The organism is Pseudomonas maumuensis (assembly GCF_019139675.1).
Taxonomy (GTDB): domain Bacteria; phylum Pseudomonadota; class Gammaproteobacteria; order Pseudomonadales; family Pseudomonadaceae; genus Aquipseudomonas; species Aquipseudomonas maumuensis.
In genome coordinates this window covers 1,173,575-1,197,432 of record NZ_CP077077.1, presented here as the reverse complement: position 1 = coordinate 1,197,432, position 23,858 = coordinate 1,173,575, and the positions used below count along the sequence as shown (strand labels likewise).

Below are 23,858 nucleotides of genomic sequence, written 5' to 3'. Positions count from 1 at the left end.
GCTCTTTTGTTGTTCGAGATAGCGCTGTCTCGACCCGTGCCCGCTAACCACTGCTGGCCAGTGGTTAGCGGGAGGTCGAGATGGATGGCGTAAATTTACAACAATTTTTCTCAGAATGACGACTGAATCTTCAACCCCGCGACCAGCGCGTTGTCCACTTCGTCCACACCGCCCGGGCTCTTGATGTACTGCAGGTTCGGGCGCACGGTCAGCCAGTTGGTGACGTGGAAGCCGTAGTAGAGCTCGGCGTTGTACTCGGTGCGCTGCAGCGGCGCAAAGCCCGGGTTGTCGTAGTCGTTGATGCCGGACTGGGCATTGAGCAGCTCGGCGCGCTTCTTCACATCGTCATTGACGTGGATGCGGGCGATGCCGAAGCCGATGTCGTCCTTGGGCCGGGCATCGAAGGCGCCTTTGTAGACCAGGCCGACCTGCTGGTAGTTGTCGACCACGTTGGTGGCCTTGTCATGCACGGTGAAGTTGGCGAACAGGCTCAGGCCGCGGTTGACGTCGCCGGCATGGGCGGTGACCTGCTGCTGGGCTACCACCCACCAGCCGTGCTTGCTGGAGTGCGACTTGAACGCCGCGCCGGTCAGCGCCTGCGGGTTGCCGTTGATGTCGTCGTAGACGTCGTCGGCCTTGGCGGTGCTGTAGTAGTAGCCCAGCCGATACTCGCCCGGCAGGCCGTTGACCTTCGGCGACCACACCGCTTCCACTGGCAGAATCGCGCCCTTGGTGCCGCTGCCGCTGAGCTTGAAGCCGTTGCCGGTCTCCAGGTTCGACGGGTTCTGTTCATAGGCGCCGACCTGGACGAAGAATTCCGGGGTGATGTTGTACTTGACCCGCAGCGCCCACTGGCTGACCGGCCAGTTGTACCAGATGCCGCCGACCCAGTTGCCCACCTGCGAGCCGCAGAAGGCCAGGTTCTGGAAGTCGCAGGGGAAACTGTTGAAGTCCTCGCCCTCGCCGAAGCGGCCGACTTTCACGTCCAGCGCGCCGTCGAAGTACTTCTGCTTGACCCACATCTGCGTCAGGCGCCAGGTCTGGCCGCGCCCCCAGACCTCCTGCACCGAGCTGAACTGCCCGGCACGCGGGTCGCTGATGCGGTCGTTGGACAGGTTACGACCGCTGCGCTCGGTGATCGCCAGCTTGAACTCGGTGTCCTTCCAGCCGAAGATCTTCTCCAGATCCAGGTGCGCACCGAGGGCGAACTGGTCGCTGTAGCGCGCGGTCTTGTCGTCGTTGTAGCCACCGTGCAGGTTGCCGGCCACTTCGCCAACGTAGTCGAGGGTGAAGTCGTAGCCCTTCTCCAGCAGCTCGGTGCGGGTGCCGCCCCAGTCGCCGGTCATCCATTTCGATTCCGACGAGAAAGCCTCGGCGGCCTGGGCCCCGCTGCTGCCGACCAGCGCCAGCAAGGCGAGCGATCCCAGGGTCTTGATGCGATTGCGATGTTCCATCCCTTTGCGTCCTCTTTTCTTGTTATGCATTGTTCTAGACGATTCAACGGCCTTTGAAGCGAGTCACGTTGTCCTTGATGGCAGTGCTATTGGCGGCGAGGTCGAGGCGTTCGCCGCTGTCTGCGTCGAACAGCAGCACCCGCGCCGGGTCGAACTGCAGGTTGAGGCTGTCGCCGACCCGGCACGCCACATCCGGTGCCAGGCGGCAGCAGACCTTGGTCTGGTTGAGGGTGACGAACACCAGCAGGTCCGGGCCGGTGGGCTCGGTGACCTGTACTTCGGCGCGAATAGCGGGCATGCCGTTGCCCTCGGCGGCGCCCAGCGAGATTTGTTCAGGACGCACGCCGAGAATGATCTCGCGCCCTTCCACCTCGTCCGCCGCCACGCCCAGCGGCAGCTCGCAGCGCGCCTGGCCGCTGTCGAGCAGCGCCAGCACCCGCCCGTCCTGCTTCATCAGGCGCACGGGGATGAAATTCATCGGCGGCGAGCCGATGAAACTGGCGACGAACAGGTTGGCCGGGTCGTTGTAGATCTGCTGCGGGGTGCCGAACTGCTGGATGATGCCGTCCTTCATCACCGCCACCTTGTCGCCCAGGGTCATGGCCTCGATCTGGTCATGGGTGACATACACCGTGGTGGTCTTCAGGCGCTGGTGCATCAGCTTGATCTCGGTGCGCATCTCCACCCGCAGCTTGGCGTCGAGGTTCGACAGCGGTTCATCGAACAGGTAGATCTTCGGCCGCCGCGCCAGCGCCCGGCCCATGGCCACGCGCTGCTGCTGGCCGCCGGACAGCTGCCCGGGCTTGCGCCCCAGCAGGTGCTCGATCTGCAACAGCTTGGCGACCCGCGCCACCTCCTCGTCGATGGCGGCCTGGGACATCTTGCGGATCTTCAGGCCAAAGGCGATGTTGTCGCGCACGTTCATGGTCGGGTACAGCGCGTAGGACTGGAACACCATGGCGATGTCGCGATCCTTGGGGCTCATGCCGCTGACATCCTCGTCGTCGATGAGGATCGCCCCGCCGCTGATGCTTTCCAGGCCGGCGATGCAGTTCATCAGCGTCGACTTGCCGCAGCCCGAGGGCCCGACCAGGATCAGGAACTCGCCGTCCTTGATCGCCAGCTGGATGTCCTTGAGCGTGTCCGGCAGGCCCGCGCCATAGGTCTTGTGCACATTGCGAAGTTCGAGTGTTGCCATGACTTACCCCTTGACCGCGCCGGCGGTCAGCCCGCGCACGAAATACTTGCCCGCAATCACGTAGACCAGCAGCGTCGGCAGCCCGGCGATCATCGCCGCGGCCATGTCGACGTTATATTCCTTGGCCCCGGTGCTGGTGTTGACCAGGTTGTTCAGGGCCACGGTGATCGGTTGCGAGTCGCCGCTGGAGAACACCACGCCGAACAGGAAGTCGTTCCAGATCTGGGTGAACTGCCAGATCAGGCAGACCATGATGATCGGCGTCGACATCGGCAGGATGATCCGCCCGAAGATGGTGAAGAACCCGGCGCCGTCCAGGCGCGCGGCCTTGACCAGCGCCTCGGGGATGCTCACGTAGTAGTTGCGGAAGAACAATGTGGTGAAGGCCAGGCCGTACACCACATGCACCAGCACCAGGCCGCTGGTGGTGCTGGCCAGGCCCAGCTTGCCGAGGGTGAACGAGGCCGGCAGCAGCACGGTCTGGAACGGCAGGAAGCAGCCGAACAGCAGCAGGCCGAAGAACAGCTGCGAGCCACGGAAGCGCCACATCGACAGCACGTAGCCGTTGAGCGCGCCGATGGCCGTGGAGATCAGCACCGCCGGCACGGTGATCAGGATCGAGTTGAGGAAGTAGCCGTTGACCGTGGCCCAGGCCTTGGCCCAGCCGATGCCAGTGAACGCCGCCGGCCAGCTCAGCAGGTTGCCGCTGCCGATGTCCTCGGGGGTCTTGAAGCTGGTCAGCAGCATGACCACCAGCGGCACCAGGTACAGCAGCACCGCCAGCAGCAGCACCGCGTGGATGGCGATGCGGCTGAGGTTCAGCGCGGGTTTGTCGACAGGACTAATCATGGCGTTTGCCCCGCAGTTCGGAGTACAGGTAGGGGACGATGATCGCCAGGATCGCGCCCAGCATGAGGATGGCGCTGGCCGAGCCCATGCCCATCTGCCCACGGCTGAAGGTGAACGAGTACATGAACATCGCTGGCAGGTCCGAGGAGTAGCCCGGCCCGCCCGCGGTCATCGCCGCCACCAGGTCGAAGCTCTTGATCGCGATGTGCGCGAGGATCATCAGCGAGCTGAAGAACACCGGGCGCAGGCTGGGCAGCACCACGGTCCAGTAGATGCGCGGCAGGCTGGCGCCATCGAGCTGGGCGGCGCGGATGATCGACTGGTCGACGCCGCGCAGGCCGGCGAGGAACATCGCCATGATGAAGCCCGAGGCCTGCCACACGGCAGCGATCACCAGGCAATAGACCACGCGGTCGGGATCGATCAGCCAGTCCAGGCGAAAGCCTTCCCAGCCCCAGTCACGCAGCAGCTTGTCCAGGCCCATGCCGGGGTTGAGCAGCCACTTCCAGGCGGTACCGGTAACGATCATCGACAGCGCCATGGGGTACAGGTAGATGGTGCGGATGAAGCCTTCGCGGCGGATGCGCTGGTCGAGCAGCACCGCAAGGAACACGCCGATGGCCAGGGTGATGCCGATGAACAGCCCGCCGAACAGCAGCAGGTTCTTGCTCGCCACCCACCAGCGGTCGTTGTCGAACAGCCGGGCGTACTGCGCCAGGCCCGCCCACTTGTAGGTAGGCAGGAAGGTCGAGGTGGTGAACGAGAGGACAAAGGTCCACAGGATGTAGCCGTAGAAGCCCACCAGGACGATGAACATGCTCGGCGCCAGCACCAGCTTCGGCAGCCAGCGCTGCAGCGCATCCAGGGGTGAGGCCCGCAGGCGGGCGGTTGCTGTAGTCATGATCTGGGTTCCCGATGCGAGATTGCCTGCATGGGCCTCATCGCTGGCAAGCCAGCTCCCACAGGTACAGGTGTGCTCAGGCTGATCGCTGTACCTGTGGGAGCCGGCTTGCCGGCGATAGGGCCGTCAGATCCTTACTTGGCGGCGTTGACGGCTGCGGCCAGCTTCTTCGCCGCGTCGGCCGGATCGGCCTTGGGATCGTTGATGTAGTTGGTCACCACATCGAAGAACGCCCCCTGTACCGCCAGGGTGGTGGCCATGTTGTGCGCCATGCTCGGTTGCAGGCCGCCGGACTTGGCGTCGGCCAGGAAGTCCTTGGCCGCCGTCTGGGCGCAGCTGTCGAAGCCGTACTTGCCCATGTCGGCAAGCATGTCGTTACGCACCGGGATCGAGCCCTTGTTGATGCTGAAGACCTTCTGGAAGTCTTCGCCCAGCACCTTGCGGGCGATGTCCTGCTGGCCTGCCGCGGTACCCTTGTCCTTCTGCTTGAACACCACCAGCGAGTCGATGTTGTAGAGGAAGGCCTGGTCGGTGCCCGGGAAGGCCACGCACTGGTAGTCCTTGCCGGCGGTCTTCTTCGCCAGCGTCCATTCGCTCTTGGCCCAGTCGCCCATGATCTGCATGCCGGCCTTGCCGTTGATGACCTTGGCCGCTTCAAGGTTCCAGTCCTGGCCCTTGCCGTCCGGGTCCATGTAGGTGGCGACCTTCTTCAGCTCGGTGAGCGCCTTGACCATCTCGGGGCCGGTCAGGGCTTTTTCGTCCAGCTCGACCAGGGCCTTCTTGTAGCCCTCGACGCCCATCACCGAGAGCACCACGCTCTCAAACACGGTGCTGTCCTGCCAGGGCTGGCCACCGTGGGCGAGCGGGATGAAACCGGCGGCCTTGAGCTTGTCGGCGGCGGCGTAGAATTCGTCGAGGGTGGTCGGCGCCTTGTCGATGCCGGCCTTCTTGAACACCTCAGGGTTGATCCACAGCCAGTTGATACGGTGGATGTTCACCGGCACGGCCACATAATCGCCGTCGTACTTGACGGTGTCGGCGACCTTCTTGTCGAGCAGGCCGTCCCACTTCTCGTCCTTGGCCACGTCCTTGAGCACGTCGGGATCGAGCAACCCGGTAGCGGCCCAGTCCTGGATATCCGGGCCCTTGATCTGCGCGACCCCGGGCGGGTTGCCGGCCACGGCGCGGCTCTTGAGCACGGTCATGGCAGTGGCACCACCGCCGCCAGCCACGGCGCCGTCCTTCCAAGTGAAGCCGTCCTTCTCGACCTGGGCCTTGAGCACGTCGACCGCGGCCTTCTCGCCGCCGGAGGTCCACCAATGGACGACTTCCACGCTGCCTTTGGCATCGGCGGCCTGGGCACTGAGGGAGAACAGGGAGGCGAAGGAGATCGCGGCGGCGAGACGAAGCGTCGGATGCATGGGATTACCTTTCTTGTTGTTATGCGAGGCAAGACTGTCGCTTGCATGGCATGGAGTGTAGGGAGGTCGCGCCCGGCGCCAGGTAACGAACGGATGCGCGAATGTCATCGTTTGGTTACAAAGCCAGGGCCGTGGCCAGGCTCGGCGCCAGCGGCAGGCGCGGCAGCAGCAGGGCCTGGTAGGCGTGGTAGAGGTCGGGCTTGCCGCCCCAGATGCGCGCGCTGGGCAGCAGCGCCGGGTCGAGTTCGTGGTGCCAGCTGCCGTGGGCACGGTCGATGAAGTGACTGGCGATGAAGTCCCAGAAACAGCGGTACCAGTGTTCGTACTGGGCTTCACCGGTACGTCGCAACAACGCCGCGGCAGTGGCACAGGCCTCGGCATGCACCCAGTGCAGGCGCTCGCGCACCACCGGGCGGTTATGCCAATCCAGGGTGTAGACCAGGCCTAACGCGCCATCGGCCTGCCAGGCGTGGCGGCAGGCGCTGTCGAACAAGCCCCGGGCGGCTGGCAGCAAGGACTCTGGCGCGGGCAGTTGCGCCCTTTGCAGGGCCGCCTCCAGGTGCAGCACCAGACGCGCCCATTCGAAGGCGTGGCCGGGCGTGGTCCCGTAAGGACGGAAGCCATCGGCGGGGTTTTCGCGGTTGTAGTCGGGGAGCGCCTGCCACTGCGCATCGAAATGCTCCGTGACGCGCATACCGTCGGCAGCGGCGCGGGTCAGGATCAAGCGCTCGACGATCCGTTGAGCGCGCAGCAACCACCGGGTATCGCCGGTCACGTCGGCCAGGGCGAGGAACGCCTCGACGCCATGCATGTTGCTGTTGGCACCCCGGTAGGCCTCCGCCTGTTGCCAGTCGCGGGAGAACGACTCGCGCAGGGCACCCTCCTCTTCGCACCAGAAGCGCTGATCGATAACCTGGGTCACCGCCTCCAGCAACGCCGATGCCTGGCTGATGCCCGCCACCACCGCCGAGCTGGCGGCGAGGACGACAAAGGCGTGCAGGTAGGCGGCCTTGCCAGTGTCACCATGACCTTCGGGCTGCGCGTACCAGCCGTCATGCTCCTGGTCGCGCAACGGGCCTTGCAGGGCGCCGACGCCATGCTCGACCAGCTCGCGGCAACCCGGAACGCCCTGGATATGCGCCAGGGCAAAGCTGTGGGTCATGCGCGCGGTGTTCATGGTCTCGGCCAGGGCGCAACGGGGCAGGCGGCCTTCGTCATCGAGGTTGCCGAACCCCTGGGGCAGGCGCGAGGCCCTGGCGAAGGCGAGCAGGCGCAGGGCCTCGGCGTCGAGCCAGGCATGGTGTGTCGGGGAGTCGATCCAGCGGTTGGCCATGGGCGTGGTCTTCCTTGTTGTTGTCAGCCGATTCTAGTCAGCCGTCCTGGCTGGCATGTCACGAAGACCGGCTCGATTGTCACCACATCGTTACATCGCTGCGCCGCGACAAGAGCTCATTCGGCTGTACGCGGCAGGTACAAGGTCACCCGCAACCCACCCTCGCGCAGGTTCAACAGGCTCACCTCGCCGCCATGGCTATGGGCGATGTTGCGCGCTATGCCCAGCCCCAGCCCATACCCCTGCTGCTGCCCGGCCAGGCGGAAGTGCGGCTCGAACACCTGTTCCAGCCGTTGTTCCGGCACCCCCGGCCCCTGGTCGTCCACCTGCAGGACGAAGCTCTCGGCACTGTCGAGGATCCGCAGGTGAGCCCGCTCGCCATACTTGATGGCGTTGTCGATCAGGTTGCCGATGCAGCGGCGCAGGGCCAGCGACTTGCCGGGGTACGGCGCCAACGCCCGCCCCTCGAGGGTGATGCGCCCATCGCCGAGGTAAGGTTCGGCGAGCATCTCCAGCACCTGGTTGAGATCGATCGGCTCGATGTTCTCGTGAATGTCGGTGTCCTTGACGCATTGCAGCGCGCCCTTGACCAGCAACTCCAGCTCGTCGAGGTCGCGACTGAACTTCGCTTGCAGCTTCTCGTCCTCGAGCAGTTCGACCCGCAGGCGCAGGCGCGTGATCGGAGTGCGCAGGTCGTGGGAAATGGCGCTGAACAGCTGGGAGCGTTCGGTCAGGTAGCGACTGATCCGTTCGCGCATGCTGTTGAACGCCCGCCCCACCTCGACCACCTCGCTACCGCCGCCCTCGGCCACCGGGGCCACGTCGGCGCCCAGCGACATTTCCCGCGCCGCCCGTGCCAGGCGCTTGAGCGGCCGGCTCTGCCAATGCACCAGCAGGCCGATGAACAGCAGCAACAACACGGTAGTCAGGGCAATGAAGCCGATCTGCTGACGCGGCAGGCGTTCGGCTTCGAGGCTGGTGTAGGGCTCGGGCAGCAGCGAGGCGATGTACAGCCACTCGCCTTCGCCGAGGCGGATCTGGGTCACCAGCACCGGCGGATTGAGCGGCTCGAGGGTCAACGAATAGTGCGCCCAGGAGCGGGGCAGCTCATCAAGCTTCAGGCCGCTGTTGAAGATGCGCAGATCGTCAGGGCTGACGAACTCCACGGAGATCTCCATCTGCTGGCCAAGACGCTCGTGCAACACCTCCTGGAACACGTCGATCACCGCCTGCTTGCGCGGGGTGATCGGCAACACCGGCATTTCCAGCGGCTTGACGTTGAGCGAGACGAAGAAGCGCGTGCCGCCCATGCTGCGCAACTGGTCCAGCACCATGGGCCGATAGGCCACCGGCAACGAGCGGAAGTAGCTGACACTGGCACTCATCGAATGCGCGAGGCTGCTGGCGCTGGCGCGCAGGCCCTGCAGCTGGCTGGCGCGCAGCTGCGCGACCCAGATCACGCTGGACAGGCCCTGGGCCAGCAACACCACCAGCAAGGTAAGCAGCAGCATGCGCCCCAGCAGCGAGCGCGGCAGCAGGCGCCAGCGACGCTCGTCAGGCCGGGCAGACATTGGCCGCCAGCAGGTAGCCGCTGCCGCGTACGGTGCGGATCAGCCGGGGTGGTTTTTCCGTGTCGCGCAGGCGCTGGCGCAGGCGGCTGACCGCCATGTCGACGATACGGTCCAGCGGCATCGGCTCGCGGCCACGGGTGGCGTTGCCGATGGTGTCGCGGTCGAGGATCTGCTGCGGGTGATCGAGAAACAGTTTGAGCAGGGCGAAGTCGGCGCCGGAGAGGATCACCTCTTCGCCGTCGCGGTGGAACAGGCGGTGGCTGATCGTGTCCAGCCGCCAGTCATCGAAGGCCAGCACCGCACTCGTCGGTGCCGCCTGGCCGAAATCGGCACGACGCAACAAGGCCTTGATCCGCGCCTGCAGTTCTCGTGGGCTGAAGGGTTTGCCGAGGTAGTCGTCGGCGCCCAGTTCCAGGCCGATGACCCGGTCGGCTTCGTCGGAACTGGCGGTGAGCATGATGATCGGCACCCGCGCCTGGCGTGGGTGCTGACGAACCCAGCGACACAGGCTGAAGCCGTCTTCGTCGGGCAGCATCACGTCGAGGATCACCAGGTCGTAGGGGTTGGCGTCCAGGGCGCGGCGAAAGCCCTGGCCGTCAGGTTCGGCATGCACCTGCAGGCCGCAGCGGGCGAGGTAGGTCTGCAGCAGTTCACGGATGTCCTGGTCGTCGTCGACCATCAGGATCGATTTGCCGGCAGTGGTCACAATGGTCAGTCCTCTTGTAAACGCAGATCTTTGTGTCTGCTGTCGGGGCGGCTTCTCGGCCCCAGCGATCAGTCGCCCAGTGACTGCTGCAAGGCCACCCCGGCCCCCAGCAACCCGGAAAACTCCGCCGTCACCAGCCATACCGGCACCCCGGCGAAGTAACCACTCATGCAGCCCTTGTCGGCGAAGCTCGCGGCAAAGCCGCTGCGCAGGAACAGCTCGGCGAAACGTGGAATCACGCCACCGACAATGTAGACGCCCCCCCGCGCGCCGAGGGTGAGCACATTGTTGCCCGCCACCCGGCCGAGGAACCGGCAAAACTGCTCGACCACCGCCAGCGCCCGTGGCTCGTTGGCCAGCGCCGCGTCGGTGATCTGCGCCGGGGTCTTGTGCGTCGGCGTTGCACCATCGAGCGCACAGATGGCCTGGTACAAGCGCACCAACCCACCGCCACTGAGTACGGTCTCGGCACTGACATGGCCGATCTGCCGATGGATTTCCTGATGAATCGCCGCTTCGCGGGCATTGCCCACCGGCAGGTCGACATGCCCGCCCTCCCCCGGCAGCGCCAGCCAGTGCTCACCGTGGCGCAGCAGGCTGCCCACGCCGAGCCCGGTGCCGGGGCCGATCACCAGCGCCGGGCGCGATGGATCGGCCTGACCTGCGCAGACCTCACGGCATTCGCCAGCGCGCAGGCGGGTCATGCCCAGCGCCATCGCGGAAAAGTCGTTGATCAACAACAGGCGATCGACCTGCAGCGTCTGGCAGAACGCGCTGCGGCTCAGGCGCCAGTGGTTGTTGGTAAAGCGGAATTCGTCACCGTCCACCGGACCTGCCACTGCCAGGCACACCGCCGCCAAGCCGCCACGGGCAATGCCCTGGTCGGCCAGATAGGCCTCGATGGCCTGTTCGGGGCTGGTGTAGTCGGCGGTGGCCAGCACCTGGACCGCCTGCAACTGGTTACCGCGCCACAGGGCAAAACGTGCATTGGTACCACCAATGTCGCCAACCAGCAGGTCTTTCACTTGAGATTCTCCAGGCCAGAGGTGAAGGCACTCGCGCCCTTTTCCGCCGAGCTGAACGCCACGCGCATGAAACCGAACAGCTCGCGCCCGCAGCCCAGGTCGTTGCCTTGCGGCGGCTCGGGCAGCTCACGGTCGGCCAGCTCCTCGGCCGAGACCATGATCCGCAGCGTGCCTGCGGCACCATCGACGCGCACGATATCACCATCGCGCACCCGCGCCAGCGGGCCACCATCAAAAGCCTCCGGGCAGACGTGGATGGCCGCCGGGATCTTGCCCGAGGCGCCTGACATACGCCCGTCGGTGACCAGCGCCACCTTGAAGCCGCGATCCTGCAGCACGCCGAGGAACGGCGTCAGCTTGTGCAGCTCGGGCATGCCGTTGCAGCGCGGCCCCTGGAAGCGCACCACGGCGACGAAGTCGCGCTCCAGCTCGCCGGCCTTGAACGCATCGGCCAGCGACTGCTGGTCGTGGAACACCCGGGCGGGCGCCTCGACCACCCGGTGCTCGGGCGCCACGGCAGAAACCTTCATCACACCACGGCCAAGGTTGCCTTCCATCACGCGCAAACCGCCCTCGGCGGAGAACGGCCGCGCCACCGGGCGCAGGATGCTTTCGTCGAGGCTGTGCTGCGGCCCCTCGCGCCAGACCAGGCGGCCATCCTCGAGGAACGGCTCCTGGGTGTAGCGGCGCAGGCCATGCCCGGCCACGGTGTTGACGTCCTCGTGCAGCAGGCCCGCGTCGAGCAGCTCGCGAATCAGGAACGCCATGCCGCCGGAGGCCTGGAAGTGGTTGATGTCGGCCTTGCCGTTGGGATAGACGTGGGACAGCGTCGGCACCACCTCGGACAGGTCGGCCATGTCCTGCCAGGTCAGCTGGATGCCGGCGGCCTGGGCGATGGCCGGGATATGCAGGGTGTGGTTGGTCGAGCCGCCGGTGGCGTGCAGGGCGACGATCGAGTTGACCAGCGCCTTTTCGTCGACGATCTCGCCAATGGGCATGAAGCTGCCACTGGCCTTGGTCATGCGCGTGACCTGGCGCGCGGCCTCGGCGGTGAGGGCATCGCGCAGCGGCGTGTAGGGGTTTACGAACGAGGCGCCCGGCAGGTGCAGGCCCATGACCTCCATCACCAGCTGGTTGGTGTTGGCGGTGCCGTAGAAAGTGCAGGTGCCGGGGCCGTGGTAGCTCTTCATTTCCGATTCGAGCAGCTGCTCGCGGGTGGCCTTGCCCTCGGCGTAGCGCTGGCGCACATCGGCCTTTTCCTTGTTGGAGATGCCCGAGACCATCGGCCCGCCCGGCACGAAGATCGTCGGCAGGTGGCCGAAACGCAAGGCGCCCATCATCAGCCCGGGAACGATCTTGTCGCAGATGCCCAGCATCAGCGCGCCATCGAACATGTTGTGCGACAGGGCGATGGCGGTGGACATGGCGATCACCTCGCGGCTGGCGATGGCCAGCTCCATGCCCGGCTCGCCCTGGGTGACGCCGTCGCACATGGCCGGCACACCGCCGGCGAACTGGCCGACCGAACCGACCTCGCGCAGCGCCTGTTTGATCTGTTCGGGGAAGTGCTGGTACGGCTGGTGCGCCGAGAGCATGTCGTTGTAGGCCGAGACGATAGCCACGTTGGCGGCGTTCATCAGGCGCAGGGTCTGCTTGTCCTCGCCGCCACAGCCAGCCACGCCATGGGCGAAGTTGGCGCACTGCAACTGGCCGCGCATGGGTCCGTCGCTGGCCGCCCCACGGATCAGCTCAAGGTAGCGTTCACGGGTACGGCGGCTGCGGGCGATCAGCCGTTCGGTGACCTCAAGGATGCGCGGATGCATGTACTGGACTCCAGGCTAACTGTGGGGCGGCTTCACTGGGGCATTTTCCCTCCAAACGATTGCGACCTAGGCTCTAGGAAAAGGCACCTGGACCGCTCGACAAGGGGATGACCCGACCACTCGTTGTATGTTTAAACAAAATACTGCCAGCAAAAAGGCTTGTTTTCTATCTCTCGGTGAATAATCTTGTAATTCCAACAACAAAACCGTTTCAGTGAAGCTGTCCTTTGTGCCACAGGCTTCACCCGACTGCCAGAGGTAATACCATGACCCTACGCATCGCCATCAACGGATTCGGCCGCATCGGACGTAACGTCCTGCGCGCACTGTACACGCAGGGCTACCGCCAGGACCTGCAGGTCGTCGCCATCAACGACCTGGGCGACAGCGCGATGAATGCCCACCTGCTCAAATACGACAGCGTCCACGGCACCTTCGACGCCACTGTCGAGGCCGACCACGAAAGCCTCACCGTCAATGGCGACCGCATCGCCGTCAGCGCCATCCGCAACCCTGCCGAGCTGCCCTGGAAAACCTTGGCCATCGATGTGGTGTTCGAATGCACCGGGCTGTTCACCGAACGCGCCAAGGCCGCCGCGCACCTGAGCGCCGGGGCCGGCAAGGTGATCGTCAGCGCCCCGGCCAAGGGTGTCGACGCCACCGTGGTGTACGGCGTCAACCACGATGTGCTGCGCGCCTCGCACCAGATCATCTCCAACGCCTCGTGCACCACCAACTGCCTGGCGCCGATTGCCCAGGTGCTGCACCGCGAGTTCGGCATCGAGCAAGGCCTGATGACCACCATCCACGCCTACACCAACGACCAGGTGCTCACCGACGTCTATCACGGCGATCCGTACCGCGCCCGCTCGGCCACCCAGTCGATGATCCCGAGCAAGACCGGCGCCGCCGAGGCCGTCGGCCTGGTACTGCCGGAACTGGCCGGCAAGCTCACCGGCATGGCCGTACGGGTGCCGGTGATCAACGTGTCGCTGGTCGACCTCACCGTCAACCTGCAGCGCGAAACCAGCGCCGAGGAGGTCAACCAGCTGTTCCTCGAAGCCAGCCGCCATTCCCGGGTGCTGGGCTACAACGCCCTGCCGCTGGTGTCGTGCGACTTCAACCACAACCCGCTGTCGTCGATCTTCGACGCCAACCACACCCGCGCCAACGGCCGGATGCTCAAGGTGCTTGCCTGGTACGACAACGAGTGGGGCTTCTCCAACCGTATGCTGGACAACTGCCTGGCGCTGTTCAACGCACGCTGAGGCAGGGACCACGCCTTGGCTGAACCCGACTGAGTGGGAGCGGGGCAACCCTGCTCCCACACGCTTTACTCATCCGTGACATTTTCAAGCTTGACCTTGGCTAGTGATGATAAGCATTATCATTCACCCCAAAGCGCCCAGGTTCCCCCGTGAGTCAGTCCCGGTTCAACTCAGTGTTCCTCACCCAGCGTCTAACTTTGCTGCGCACGCTGCAGCGCATGGTGGGCAACCCCAGCACCGCCGAGGACCTGCTGCAGGAAACCTACCTGCGGGTCACCCGCGCCCTGGGCGAACGACCGATCGAACACCTCGAGCCCTTCGTGTTCCAGACCGCACGCAACCTGGCCCTGGACCACCTGCGCGCCCGCCGGGTACAGGCCCGCACCCTGGTGGACGACGTGCCAGAGCAGGTCCTGCACAATGTCGCCGCGCCCCTGGGCAGCAGCGAGGATGCCGCTCACGCCGAACAACTGCTCAAGCACCTGAGCGTCAGCCTCGGCCAACTGACCGAACGCCAGCAACGCATCTTCATCCTCAGCCGCCTGCACGGCGCCAGCTACCTGGAAATCGCCGAGCAGTTGAGCGTCTCGGCCAGCACCGTGCAGAAGGAGCTGAAGCTGATCATGGCCATCTGCATGGGCGTGGCCGATCGTCACCAGTGACCCGACCGCTCGCCGCTGGCCGGCGCAAAACCCTTGCCATGGGCAAGGTCTGCACCGATCATGCGCAAAAAATGCCCGATGCAAGGATCCCCCGTGACCGACCACCCCGCCCCTCGCCCGTCACCCGCCGAGCCTGATGCCCGCGCCCGTGCCCGCGAAGAGGCGCTGGACTGGTTGATCCGCCTGCAATGCGCCAGCGAAGACGACACCCGCGCTTTCGAGCACTGGCTGGGCGCCGAACCGGAAAACGCCGAGGCCTATGTCGAAGCCGAGGCGATGTGGAACGGCGCATCGCTGCGCCAGGTGGCCGGGCAACTGCAGCACAGGCGCAAGCGCTCGCTTGCCGGGCGCCTGCGCAGCCACTGGAAACCGCTGGCCACCGCCGCCATGTTGCTGGTCGGACTGTTCACCTTCGGCAACCTGCCGGTGCGCCTGCAGGCCGACCACCTGACCGTGGTCGGTGAGCGCCAACGCCTGGAGCTGGACCACGGCGCCAAGGTACTGCTCAACACCAATTCGGCCTTTGCCAGCGACGAGCGAGAAGGCCGCAAGGTTGCCCGCCTGCTGCAGGGCGAGGCGTATTTCCAGGTGTCCAACGCCAGCCAGCCGCCGCTGGAAGTCCAGGCCGGCCCGCTGCGCGCCAGCGTGCGCGACACCGATTTCGCCGTGCGCTACCTCGATGGCGAGGCCCAGGTGCGGGTGCAGCGCGGCGATGTCGACCTGCAGGCCGCGAGCGACCAGCGCATCCGCCTGAGTGCCGGCGACAGCATCAGCGTCGGCCCCACAGGCTTCGGCCAGCGCCAGCGTCCCGACATGAGCAAGGACCTGGCCTGGATCGAAGGCCGCCTGGTGTTCGAGAACTGCCCGCTGAGCCAGGTGCTTGCAGAAGTCCGCCGCTACTACCCAGGCTGGATCATCAACCGCAACGCGCACCTGGAACAGGTCGCGGTCACCGGCAACTACCGCCTCGACCAGCCGCTGGAAACGCTGCGTGCCCTGGCCCACATCACCTCGGCGCAACTGCATGAATACCCAGCCGTGGTAATCCTCAACTGACCTTGCAAGTTTTTTTACGCGATCGCCACACCTCGCCCGTCTCGTTATAGCCAATACGATTGATTCTCGTTCGAAAACGAGAACAAACACTGTCTATGACTCACGCGCGACAGGGAGCGCTTTCGATGCCCACAGGTCAAACCCGCCCGTCCACTTCTTCCCGCCGCCGCGGGCAATTGTCCCTGTTGACCTTGGCCCTGCTCGCCAGCGGCGCCTGCAGCCTGCCCGCGCTGGCCGTGGAACCGGCCCAGGCGAGCAGCCCGCGCATGGGCGACTACCGTTTCGCCATTGCCCAGCAACCACTGGTCGAGGCCATCAATGCCTTCAGCCAGGTCACCGGCTGGCAGGTCGGCTTCAGCGCCGAGCTGGCTGACGGCGTGGCCTCGCCGGGCGTACAGGGCTCGCTGGCCCCGGAAGCGGCGCTGCAGCGCCTGCTGCGCGGCACTGGCCTGGGCTACCGCAAGATCGGCAACGGCAACGTGGTGCTGGAACGCCAGGCCGCCGGCAACGCCATCGCCCTGCAGCAGGTGACCGTCAGCGCCACCCGCAGCGCCCAGGACGTCAGCCAGGTGCCGAGCACCGTCAGCGTGCAGACCCGCGAGCAACTGGACCGGCAGAACGTCAACGACATCAAGCAACTGGTGCGCTATGAGCCTGGCGTGTCGGTGTCCGGCACCGGGCAGCGCAGTGGCCTGAACGGCTACAACATTCGTGGCATCGATGGTGACCGGGTGCTGACCCAGGTGGACGGCGTGTCGATTCCGGACAGTTTCTTCTACGGCCCCTATGCCCAGACCCAGCGCAACTACGTCGACCCGGAAATCGTCAAGCGCGTGGAGATCCTCCGTGGCCCGGCCTCGGTCCTGTACGGCAGCAACGCCATCGGCGGCGCGGTGAGCTACTTCACCCTCGACCCCGACGACATCATCAAACCCGGCAAGGATGTCGGCGCCCGTCTGAAAACCGGCTACAGCTCGGCCGATGAAAGCTGGCTGACCTCCGCCACCGTCGCGGGACGCCAAGGTGATTTCGACGGCCTGCTGCACCTGAGCCAGCGCAACGGCCACGAAACCGAATCGTATGCAGAACACGGCGGTACCGGCCTGTCACGCACCGCCGCCAACCCCGAGGACGTGCGCACCACCAACGTGCTGGCCAAGCTGGGCTGGAACTACGCCGACGACGCACGACTGGGACTGACCTACGAGCGCTATAAGGATGACCGCGACCAGAACATCCTCAGCGCGGTGGGTGGACCGTTCATTCCAGGCATGCCGGCCATGAACTCGTATCGCATGCGCCAGGGCAACGACACTGTCACCCGCGAACGCTTCGGCATCAATCACGAGTTCGGCCTCGACAGCCTGTTCGCCGACAACATGAAGTGGAGCCTGAACTACCAGGTCGCCAAAACCAACCAGACCACCGACGAACTCTATTTCGCCCGTGGCCGCCAGGTAGCCCGTGACCGCCAGACCACCTACAAGGACCGGCAATGGGTACTCGACGCTCAGCTGGATAAAGCCTTCAGCATTGGTGCCACCGACCACCTGCTGACCTACGGCACCACGATCAAGCACGAGAAGATCACCGGCTCGCGCAGTGGCACTGGCACCTGCCTCAACATTGGCGGGTCGTGCCGCGCGATCGGCCAGATCAGCACGGACGACACCCAGCCGCGCGTCAGCGATTTCCCGGATCCGACCGTGGATACCTACAGCCTGTTCGCCCAGGATGAAATTCGCTGGAACCAGTGGACCTTCCTGCCCGGTCTGCGCTACGACTACACCCGCCTCGATCCACGCATGACCGACGAATACCTGCTCGGCCTGCAGAGCGCCGCGCCGGGGCAGTCGACCGGCGTGGACGACTCGCAGAAAAATTGGCACCGTCTGTCGCCGAAACTCGGCGTGACCTATGCCTTCGATGATCACTACACCTGGTACGGCCAGTACGCCGAAGGTTTCCGCACGCCGACGGCGAAAGCCCTGTATGGGCGCTTCGAAAACCTGGCCGGCGGCTATGTGGTCGAGCCCAACTCGGGACTGGAGCCGGAAAAGAGCAAGAGCTATGAAACCGGCCTGCGTGGTAACTTCGACGCCGGCAACTTCGATGTGGCGGTGTTCTACAACAAGTATCGCGACTTCATCAACGAGGACGCCGTCCAGTCCGGCAAGCTCGGGTCGACCTTCCAGGCCAACAACATCAAGCACGCCACCATCAAGGGTGCGGAAATCAAGGGGCGCCTCAACCTGGACCGCTTCGGAGCACCGGAAGGCCTCTACTCGGTTGCCTCGGTTGCCTATGCCTACGGTCGCAACGACGACACCGGCCAGCCGCTCAACAGCGTGAACCCGCTGACGGGCGTGTTCGGCCTGGGCTACGAACAAGTCGACTACGGCACTCAGTTGAGCTGGACCCTGGTCAAACGCAAAAACCGCGTGGACGACACCACGTTCTTCGCCCCCGATGGCTCCAGCTCGGAGTTCCGCACACCGGGCTACGGCGTGCTCGACCTGACCGGGTTCTACCGGATCACCGACGACCTGACCATCAACGGTGGCCTGTACAACCTGACCGACAAGAAATACTGGCAGTGGGACGATGTGCGCAAGTACGCCAGCGTCGGCAACAACACAGGCGTGAGCGAGGCCGCCGTCACCCAACCGGCCAATCTTGACCGCCTGACCGCGCCGGGGCGCAACTTCGCCATCAACCTGGTGTGGGATATCTGATCGGCTCAAATCGGCGGTGCCCGCGATGCAGGTGCCGCCCTTTCAAGCCATGAGAATGATTTCACTTCGCAGGTGAGGTTTTTTTACTGTCCTGCGTCTTCTCCTTCGTCTTGTCACTTAGACGCCCCATTTTCCAAGGATGCCCCCATGACCGCCCCGTCCACCGAACGCGCCAATCTGCGCTCCCAGCGCCTGAACCAGGTCACCCATGCCCCGCACACCGAGCTGGACGCCCTGGTCAAGTCGCACAAGCCGTTCGACAGCCGCGAGAGCTTCGCCCGCTTCGTGGTCGCCCAGTACCTGTTCCAGTCCGAGTTGCAGGCGCTGTACACCGACCCGCAACTGATCGCCATCGTTCCCGACCTGGCCGAGCGTTGCCGCGCCGAGCAGGCCCGCCTGGACCTGGCCGACCTCGACACCGAAGTGCCCGCGCCTTTCGCCGGCGCCCTGGGCAAGCCAAGCCTGGGCGAAGCACTGGGCTGGATCTTCGTTTCCGAAGGCTCCAAACTGGGCGCCGCGTTCCTGATCAAGCGTGCCGTGGCCCTGGAACTGTCCGAAACCTTCGGCGCCCGCCACCTGGGCGAACCAGCGGGCGGGCGCGCCGAAGGCTGGAAGCAGTTCACCCGTATCCTCGACAGCCTGGAACTGTCGCCCGAGGAAGACGCCGCCGCCGAGCGTGGCGCGGTGGCTGCCTTCGAGCGCTTCACCGAGCTGCTCAAGCACGCCTACGCTGCCGACGCCGCGCTGGCCTGACACGCTTTACCGGCCGCCTGCGGGCGGCCACACCGTTGCAGTGAGACCATGACCCGAATCGCCCGCTCGAAACTGTCCCGCCTGCTCTACGCGATCCTGGCCTACGTCAGCCTGGGGATTGGCCTGGTGGCCATCGTCATTCCCGGCCTGCCCACCACCGAGTTCATCCTCCTCGCCGCCTGGGCCGCCACCCGCAGCTCGCCGCGCCTGTCTGCCTGGCTGGAGAACCACCGGCTGTTCGGCCCGATCCTTTTCAACTGGCGCAACGGCAAAGTGATCCAGCGCCGTGCCAAGGTCAGCGCCACCATCAGCATGCTGCTGTGCGCGAGCTTCATGCTGATCGTCCTCGAGCATCACTGGCCCGTGTTCCTCGCCATTGGCGGCATGGCCATGGGCAACCTGTGGATCTGGTCGCGGCCGGAACGGCCTATCCCCCAAGGTAGCGTCGAACTGCAAAATTGATTCAATCGCGCCCGGCATGAGCAGTCAGAGGCTAAGCAACCCCGAGAACAAGGCGTACGCCGCCAACCCGGCGCCCACCAGCACCGCCGCGAAGATCAGCTTCTCCCACGTGGTGAACAGCACCTGCCCCTGCTCGCGCTTGGCCCGGGCGAACAGGATCACCCCTGGCGCATAGAGCAACGCCGACAGCAGGATGTATTTGAGCCCACCGGCATACAGCAACCACACCGCATATAACAGCGCGATCACTGCGACCAGCATGTCCTTGCGCCGCAGCCCCGCCTGCCCCTGGTAGCTCTCGCCACGTACGGTCAGCAACACCGCATAAGCTGCCGACCAGAAGTACGGCACCAGAATCATCGACGACGCCAGGTAGATCAGGCTGGTGTAGGTACCCGCCGAAAACAGGGTGATCAGCAGGAAGCCCTGGATCATCACATTGGTCAGCCACAGCGCGTTAGCCGGCACCTGGTTGGCATTCTCCCGCGCCAGGAAGCGCGGCATGGTCTTGTCGCGAGCAGTGGCGAAGAGAATCTCGGCACACAGCAGCGCCCACGACAGCAACGCCCCGATCAGCGACACCGCCAGGCCGATGCTGATCAGCAATGCGCCCCAGGGCCCGACGATATGCTCCAGCACTGATGCCAAAGATGGGTTCTGCAGCCCCGCCAGTTCCGGCTGGGTCATAACCCCCAACGACAACACATTGACCAGTACCAGCAGGGCCAACACGCCAAGAAAGCCGATCACCGTGGCCTTGCCCACGTCCGAGCGGTGCAGCGCTCGCCCCGAATAGACGCTCGCCCCTTCGATGCCGATGAACACGAACACTGTCACCAGCATCATGTTGCGTACCTGCTCCAGCACGCTGCCGAACTGCGGATTGCCCAACCCCCAGATGTCACGGGTAAAGATATCGGCACGAAAGGCGAATGCGGCGATCACGATGAACATCAACAACGGCACCACCTTGGCCACTGTGGTCACCTGGTTGATGAACGCCGCTTCCTTGATCCCGCGCAACACCAGGAAATGCACCGCCCACAGCAGCAACGAGGCACAGCCGATGGCCACCGGCGTGTTGCCCTGGCCGAACACCGGGAAGTAGAAGCCGAGGGTACTGAACAGCAGCACGAAGTAGCCGACGTTGCCCAACCAGGCGCTGATCCAGTAGCCCCAGGCCGAGGAAAAGCCCATGTAGTCGCCGAAACCGGCCTTGGCATAGGCATATACCCCGGAATCCAGCTCGGGCTTGCGGTTGGCCAGCGTCTGGAACACGAAGGCCAGCGCCAGCATGCCCACCGCCGTGATGCCCCAACCGATCAGCACGGCACCGACATCGGCCCGCGCCGCCATGTTCTGCGGCAACGAGAAGATTCCGCCGCCGATCATCGAGCCAACCACCAACGCGATCAATGCGCCCAGGCGCAGCTTCTGTCCCGGTTCGCTCATGGGGCTCCTCGTGCGCGCAGGCGCGTGAACGTATTAACCAACATAAATGTTACAAGTTTTTTATTGAAACTAGCCATTAAACCTATAGCACTCATAACCGAAATGTCTATAGCGCGCACCTGATAAAAGTGACAGTTGCGAAGTATCTCACCCCTCACCTAAATACGTCGCTATTTACTGTGAAAAATTTGCGAAACCCCTAAAAGAGACTAACTTCATGGTTCGCAGGCAAAACGGAGCGTTTGCTCCACAAAAACATGGAGGTGCCAGCGCACAAGGCCTGCGCAGAAGCTGTAGGCATCCTCCAGGAGACGCAAGAAGGATTTTTCTTACCTTCGATGCGAGCATGAACTGATCTAAGTCAGCGAATGATCCAGGCGTCAGATTTATTCTGAGGTCAACTTTCTCCTGGTACGGAGTCGATAAATGTCTGATTCTCCCGGAAAACTAAAACTGGGTGCGCTTGTTGCACTTGTAGTGGGTTCGATGATCGGCGGCGGGATCTTCTCGTTGCCGCAAAACATGGCCGCCAGTGCCGGTGTCGGCGCCGTGCTGATCGGCTGGGCCATCACCGCGGTGGGCATGCTCACCCTCGCTTTCGTCTTCCAGACCCTGGCCAACCGCAAACCTGACCTCGACGGCGGTGTGTACGCCTACGCCAAGGCCGGCTTCGGCGACTACATGGGCTTTTCTTCGGCCTGGGGCTACTGGATCAGTGCCTGGTTGGGCAACGTCGGCTACTTCGTGCTGCTGTTCAGCACCTTGGGGTATTTCTTCCCGATCTTCGGCGAGGGCAACACCCCGGCAGCGGTAATCGGCGCGTCGATCCTGCTATGGGCGGTACACTTCCTGGTGCTACGTGGCATCAAGGAAGCGGCGTTCATCAACCTGGTCACCACCGTGGCCAAGGTCGTTCCGCTAGCCCTGTTCGCCCTGATCTGCCTGTTCGCCTTCAAGCTCGATGTATTCACCGCGGATATCTGGGCCGTGGGTACGCCGGAGCTGGGCAGCGTGATGAACCAGGTGCGCAACATGATGCTGGTCACCGTGTGGGTGTTCATCGGCATCGAGGGCGCGAGCATCTTCTCTTCTCGTGCGGAAAAACGCTCCGACGTCGGCAAGGCCACGGTCATCGGCTTCGTCACCGTGCTGCTGTTCCTGGTGCTGGTCAACGTGCTGTCGCTGGGCGTGATGACCCAACCCGAGCTGGCCAAGCTGCAGAACCCGTCGATGGCCGCCGTGCTTGAGCATGTGGTGGGCCACTGGGGCGCGGTGCTGATCAGCGTCGGCCTGATCATCTCGCTGCTGGGGGCCCTGCTGTCATGGGTGCTGCTGTGCGCCGAGATCATGTTCGCCGCCGCCAAGGACCACACCATGCCGGAGTTCCTGCGCCGCGAGAACGCCAACCATGTGCCGGCCAACGCGCTGTGGCTGACCAACGCCATGGTGCAGATATTCCTGGTCATCACGCTGTTCTCCAACAGCACCTACCTGTCGCTGATCTATCTCGCCACCTCGATGATCCTGGTGCCTTACCTGTGGTCGGCGGCCTATGCCTTCCTGCTCGCCTGGCGCAGCGAGACCTACGAACAAGCCCTGGCCGAACGCAAGAAAGACCTGATCATCGGCGGCATCGCTTTGATCTACGCGATCTGGCTGCTGTACGCCGGCGGCGTCAAGTACCTGCTGCTCTCGGCGCTGCTCTATGCCCCCGGCGCGATCCTGTTCGCCAAGGCCAAGCGCGAGGTAGGTCAACCGATCTTCACCAGCGTGGAAAAACTGATCTTCGCCGCCGTGGTCGCGGGCGCCCTGGTGGCTGCCTACGGCCTGTATGACGGCTTCCTGACGCTCTGAACCCATGTCTTCGCATTACAGGAGGATTCACCATGTCCACTGAGAAACAGAAATACGGCGTTCATTCTGAAGCTGGCAAGCTGCGCAAAGTGATGGTCTGCAGCCCGGGCCTGGCGCACCAACGGCTGACCCCGAGCAACTGCGACGAGCTGCTGTTCGACGATGTCATCTGGGTCAACCAGGCCAAGCGCGACCACTTCGACTTCGTCACCAAAATGCGTGAACGCGGCATCGAAGTACTGGAAATGCACAACCTGCTGACCGAAACCATCCAGAATCCCGAAGCCCTGAAATGGATCCTCGACCGCAAGATCACCGACGACACCGTTGGCATCGGCCTGAAGAATGAAGTGCGCAGCTGGCTCGAAAGCCTTGAGCCGCGCAAGCTGGCCGAGTTCCTGATCGGCGGCGTGGCAGGCGAAGACCTGCCCGACAGCGAAGGCGCGAGCGTGATCAAGATGTATCGCGACTACCTCGGCCACTCCAGCTTCCTGCTCGATCCGCTGCCCAATACCCAGTTCACCCGTGACACCACTTGCTGGATCTATGGTGGCGTCACACTCAACCCGATGTACTGGCCGGCGCGACGCCAAGAGACACTGCTGACCAGCGCCATCTACAAGTTCCACCCTGAGTTCACCAATGCCGACTTTCAAGTCTGGTACGGCGACCCGGACAAGGACCATGGCAAGGCCACCCTTGAAGGTGGCGATGTGATGCCAATCGGCAATGGTGTGGTGCTGATCGGCATGGGTGAGCGCAGCTCGCGCCAAGCGATCGGCCAACTGGCGCAATCGCTGTTCGCCAAGGGTGCGGTAGAGAAAGTGGTGGTCGCCGGGCTGCCGAAATCCCGTGCCGCCATGCACCTGGACACCGTGTTCAGCTTCTGCGACCGCGACCTGGTCACCGTCTTCCCCGAAGTGGTCAAGGAAATCGTGCCGTTCGTGATCCGTCCGGATAGCAGCAAGCCTTACGGCATGGACGTGCGTCGCGAGAACAAATCGTTCATCGAGGTGGTGGCCGAATCGCTCAACCTCAAGCAGCTGCGTGTGGTCGAGACCGGTGGCAACAGCTTCGCCGCCGAGCGCGAACAGTGGGATGACGGCAACAACGTGGTGGCCGTGGAGCCCGGCGTGGTCATCGGCTACGACCGCAACACCTATACCAACACCCTGCTGCGCAAGGCCGGGGTCGAAGTCATCACCATCAGCGCCGGCGAACTGGGTCGGGGCCGCGGCGGCGGTCACTGCATGACCTGCCCGATCGTGCGCGACCCTATCGACTACTAAACGTCCATCACCCCGGCCGTGCTCACCCAGCGGCGGCCGGGGGATT

The 23,858-nt window shown here is 64.4% G+C and carries 19 protein-coding genes; 8 read left to right on the top strand and 11 right to left on the bottom strand.

All coding sequences use genetic code 11. The annotated features are described in order from the left end of the window. Positions 1-110: 110 nt before the first annotated feature. From KSS90_RS05575 to edd, 10 genes are all read right to left on the bottom strand, one after another. A complete protein-coding gene (locus KSS90_RS05575) occupies positions 111-1,484 on the bottom strand; it encodes a carbohydrate porin (protein ID WP_437180057.1) in 1,374 nt (457 codons plus the stop codon). 13 nt (positions 1,485-1,497) lie between these two features. Then, complete coding sequence (locus tag KSS90_RS05570; RefSeq protein ID WP_217868523.1) at positions 1,498-2,652, bottom strand: ABC transporter ATP-binding protein; 1,155 nt, start codon at positions 2,650-2,652, stop codon at positions 1,498-1,500. Positions 2,653-2,655: 3 nt separating this feature from the next. Further along, positions 2,656-3,501, bottom strand: coding sequence for a carbohydrate ABC transporter permease (locus tag KSS90_RS05565; protein ID WP_217868522.1), 846 nt, complete (start codon positions 3,499-3,501; stop codon positions 2,656-2,658). Next, positions 3,494-4,402 (bottom strand): carbohydrate ABC transporter permease, encoded by a 909-nt coding sequence (locus tag KSS90_RS05560; RefSeq protein ID WP_023630395.1) that lies wholly within the window; start codon positions 4,400-4,402, stop codon positions 3,494-3,496. The genes KSS90_RS05565 and KSS90_RS05560 overlap by 8 nt, the downstream gene beginning before the upstream one ends. 134 nt (positions 4,403-4,536) lie before the next feature. Further along, on the bottom strand, positions 4,537-5,823 hold the full coding sequence (locus KSS90_RS05555) for an ABC transporter substrate-binding protein (RefSeq protein ID WP_217868521.1): 1,287 nt from the start codon (positions 5,821-5,823) through the stop codon (positions 4,537-4,539). A gap of 115 nt (positions 5,824-5,938) precedes the next feature. Next, positions 5,939-7,156 (bottom strand): D-mannose isomerase, encoded by a 1,218-nt coding sequence (locus KSS90_RS05550; RefSeq protein WP_217868520.1) that lies wholly within the window; start codon positions 7,154-7,156, stop codon positions 5,939-5,941. 116 nt (positions 7,157-7,272) lie between these two features. Next, positions 7,273-8,727: an ATP-binding protein gene (locus KSS90_RS05545; protein ID WP_225933136.1), complete on the bottom strand. Its 1,455-nt coding sequence runs from the start codon at positions 8,725-8,727 to the stop codon at positions 7,273-7,275. Further along, complete coding sequence (locus KSS90_RS05540) at positions 8,711-9,406, bottom strand: response regulator (protein ID WP_437180082.1); 696 nt, start codon at positions 9,404-9,406, stop codon at positions 8,711-8,713. The genes KSS90_RS05545 and KSS90_RS05540 overlap by 17 nt, the downstream gene beginning before the upstream one ends. A 95-nt stretch (positions 9,407-9,501) precedes the next feature. Beyond that, positions 9,502-10,458, bottom strand: a complete 957-nt coding sequence (locus tag KSS90_RS05535) for a glucokinase (protein WP_217868518.1) — start codon at positions 10,456-10,458, stop codon at positions 9,502-9,504. Beyond that, positions 10,455-12,281 (bottom strand): phosphogluconate dehydratase, encoded by a 1,827-nt coding sequence (gene edd, locus KSS90_RS05530; protein ID WP_217868517.1) that lies wholly within the window; start codon positions 12,279-12,281, stop codon positions 10,455-10,457. The genes KSS90_RS05535 and edd overlap by 4 nt, the downstream gene beginning before the upstream one ends. A gap of 266 nt (positions 12,282-12,547) precedes the next feature. Between edd and gap the strand changes: the two genes are divergently transcribed. From gap to KSS90_RS05500, 6 genes are all read left to right on the top strand, one after another. Next, the gene (gene gap / locus KSS90_RS05525) at positions 12,548-13,549 is read left to right on the top strand and encodes a type I glyceraldehyde-3-phosphate dehydrogenase (protein ID WP_217868516.1); all 1,002 of its coding nucleotides are present in this window, start codon (positions 12,548-12,550) and stop codon (positions 13,547-13,549) included. A 149-nt stretch (positions 13,550-13,698) separates the two neighbouring features. Then, on the top strand, positions 13,699-14,211 hold the full coding sequence (locus tag KSS90_RS05520; protein ID WP_217868515.1) for an RNA polymerase sigma factor: 513 nt from the start codon (positions 13,699-13,701) through the stop codon (positions 14,209-14,211). Positions 14,212-14,304: 93 nt separating this feature from the next. Further along, positions 14,305-15,267 carry a FecR family protein gene (locus KSS90_RS05515; RefSeq protein WP_217868514.1) on the top strand — a complete coding sequence of 321 codons (963 nt, stop codon included), beginning with the start codon at positions 14,305-14,307 and terminating at the stop codon, positions 15,265-15,267. A 125-nt stretch (positions 15,268-15,392) separates the two neighbouring features. Then, on the top strand, positions 15,393-18,002 hold the full coding sequence (locus KSS90_RS05510) for a TonB-dependent receptor (protein ID WP_217868513.1): 2,610 nt from the start codon (positions 15,393-15,395) through the stop codon (positions 18,000-18,002). A 147-nt stretch (positions 18,003-18,149) separates the two neighbouring features. After that, positions 18,150-18,755 (top strand): biliverdin-producing heme oxygenase, encoded by a 606-nt coding sequence (locus KSS90_RS05505; RefSeq protein WP_217868512.1) that lies wholly within the window; start codon positions 18,150-18,152, stop codon positions 18,753-18,755. 48 nt (positions 18,756-18,803) lie between these two features. Next, a complete protein-coding gene (locus tag KSS90_RS05500; RefSeq protein ID WP_217868511.1) occupies positions 18,804-19,217 on the top strand; it encodes a YbaN family protein in 414 nt (137 codons plus the stop codon). A gap of 24 nt (positions 19,218-19,241) precedes the next feature. Here KSS90_RS05500 and arcD (KSS90_RS05495) read toward each other — a convergent pair whose 3' ends face one another. Continuing rightward, the gene (arcD, locus tag KSS90_RS05495) at positions 19,242-20,669 is read right to left on the bottom strand and encodes an arginine-ornithine antiporter (RefSeq protein ID WP_217868510.1); all 1,428 of its coding nucleotides are present in this window, start codon (positions 20,667-20,669) and stop codon (positions 19,242-19,244) included. A gap of 426 nt (positions 20,670-21,095) precedes the next feature. Between arcD (KSS90_RS05495) and arcD (KSS90_RS05490) the strand changes: the two genes are divergently transcribed. Both arcD (KSS90_RS05490) and arcA read left to right on the top strand, forming a co-directional pair. Further along, positions 21,096-22,523: an arginine-ornithine antiporter gene (arcD, locus tag KSS90_RS05490; protein WP_217868509.1), complete on the top strand. Its 1,428-nt coding sequence runs from the start codon at positions 21,096-21,098 to the stop codon at positions 22,521-22,523. A gap of 32 nt (positions 22,524-22,555) precedes the next feature. Continuing rightward, positions 22,556-23,812, top strand: a complete 1,257-nt coding sequence (gene arcA / locus KSS90_RS05485; RefSeq protein WP_217868508.1) for an arginine deiminase — start codon at positions 22,556-22,558, stop codon at positions 23,810-23,812. Positions 23,813-23,858 lie beyond the last annotated feature (46 nt).

Coding starts and splice junctions, on each gene's coding strand:
- arcA (WP_217868508.1), top strand. CDS start 22,556: ATGTCCACTGAGAAACAGAAATACGGCGTTCATTCTGAAGCTGGCAAG.
- KSS90_RS05575 (WP_437180057.1), bottom strand. CDS start 1,484: ATGCATAACAAGAAAAGAGGACGCAAAGGGATGGAACATCGCAATCGC.
- KSS90_RS05505 (WP_217868512.1), top strand. CDS start 18,150: ATGACCGCCCCGTCCACCGAACGCGCCAATCTGCGCTCCCAGCGCCTG.
- arcD (WP_217868509.1), top strand. CDS start 21,096: ATGTCTGATTCTCCCGGAAAACTAAAACTGGGTGCGCTTGTTGCACTT.
- KSS90_RS05565 (WP_217868522.1), bottom strand. CDS start 3,501: ATGATTAGTCCTGTCGACAAACCCGCGCTGAACCTCAGCCGCATCGCC.
- arcD (WP_217868510.1), bottom strand. CDS start 20,669: ATGAGCGAACCGGGACAGAAGCTGCGCCTGGGCGCATTGATCGCGTTG.
- KSS90_RS05500 (WP_217868511.1), top strand. CDS start 18,804: ATGACCCGAATCGCCCGCTCGAAACTGTCCCGCCTGCTCTACGCGATC.
- KSS90_RS05560 (WP_023630395.1), bottom strand. CDS start 4,402: ATGACTACAGCAACCGCCCGCCTGCGGGCCTCACCCCTGGATGCGCTG.
- KSS90_RS05545 (WP_225933136.1), bottom strand. CDS start 8,727: ATGTCTGCCCGGCCTGACGAGCGTCGCTGGCGCCTGCTGCCGCGCTCG.
- gap (WP_217868516.1), top strand. CDS start 12,548: ATGACCCTACGCATCGCCATCAACGGATTCGGCCGCATCGGACGTAAC.
- KSS90_RS05555 (WP_217868521.1), bottom strand. CDS start 5,823: ATGCATCCGACGCTTCGTCTCGCCGCCGCGATCTCCTTCGCCTCCCTG.
- KSS90_RS05550 (WP_217868520.1), bottom strand. CDS start 7,156: ATGGCCAACCGCTGGATCGACTCCCCGACACACCATGCCTGGCTCGAC.
- KSS90_RS05510 (WP_217868513.1), top strand. CDS start 15,393: ATGCCCACAGGTCAAACCCGCCCGTCCACTTCTTCCCGCCGCCGCGGG.
- KSS90_RS05570 (WP_217868523.1), bottom strand. CDS start 2,652: ATGGCAACACTCGAACTTCGCAATGTGCACAAGACCTATGGCGCGGGC.
- edd (WP_217868517.1), bottom strand. CDS start 12,281: ATGCATCCGCGCATCCTTGAGGTCACCGAACGGCTGATCGCCCGCAGC.
- KSS90_RS05540 (WP_437180082.1), bottom strand. CDS start 9,406: ATGGTCGACGACGACCAGGACATCCGTGAACTGCTGCAGACCTACCTC.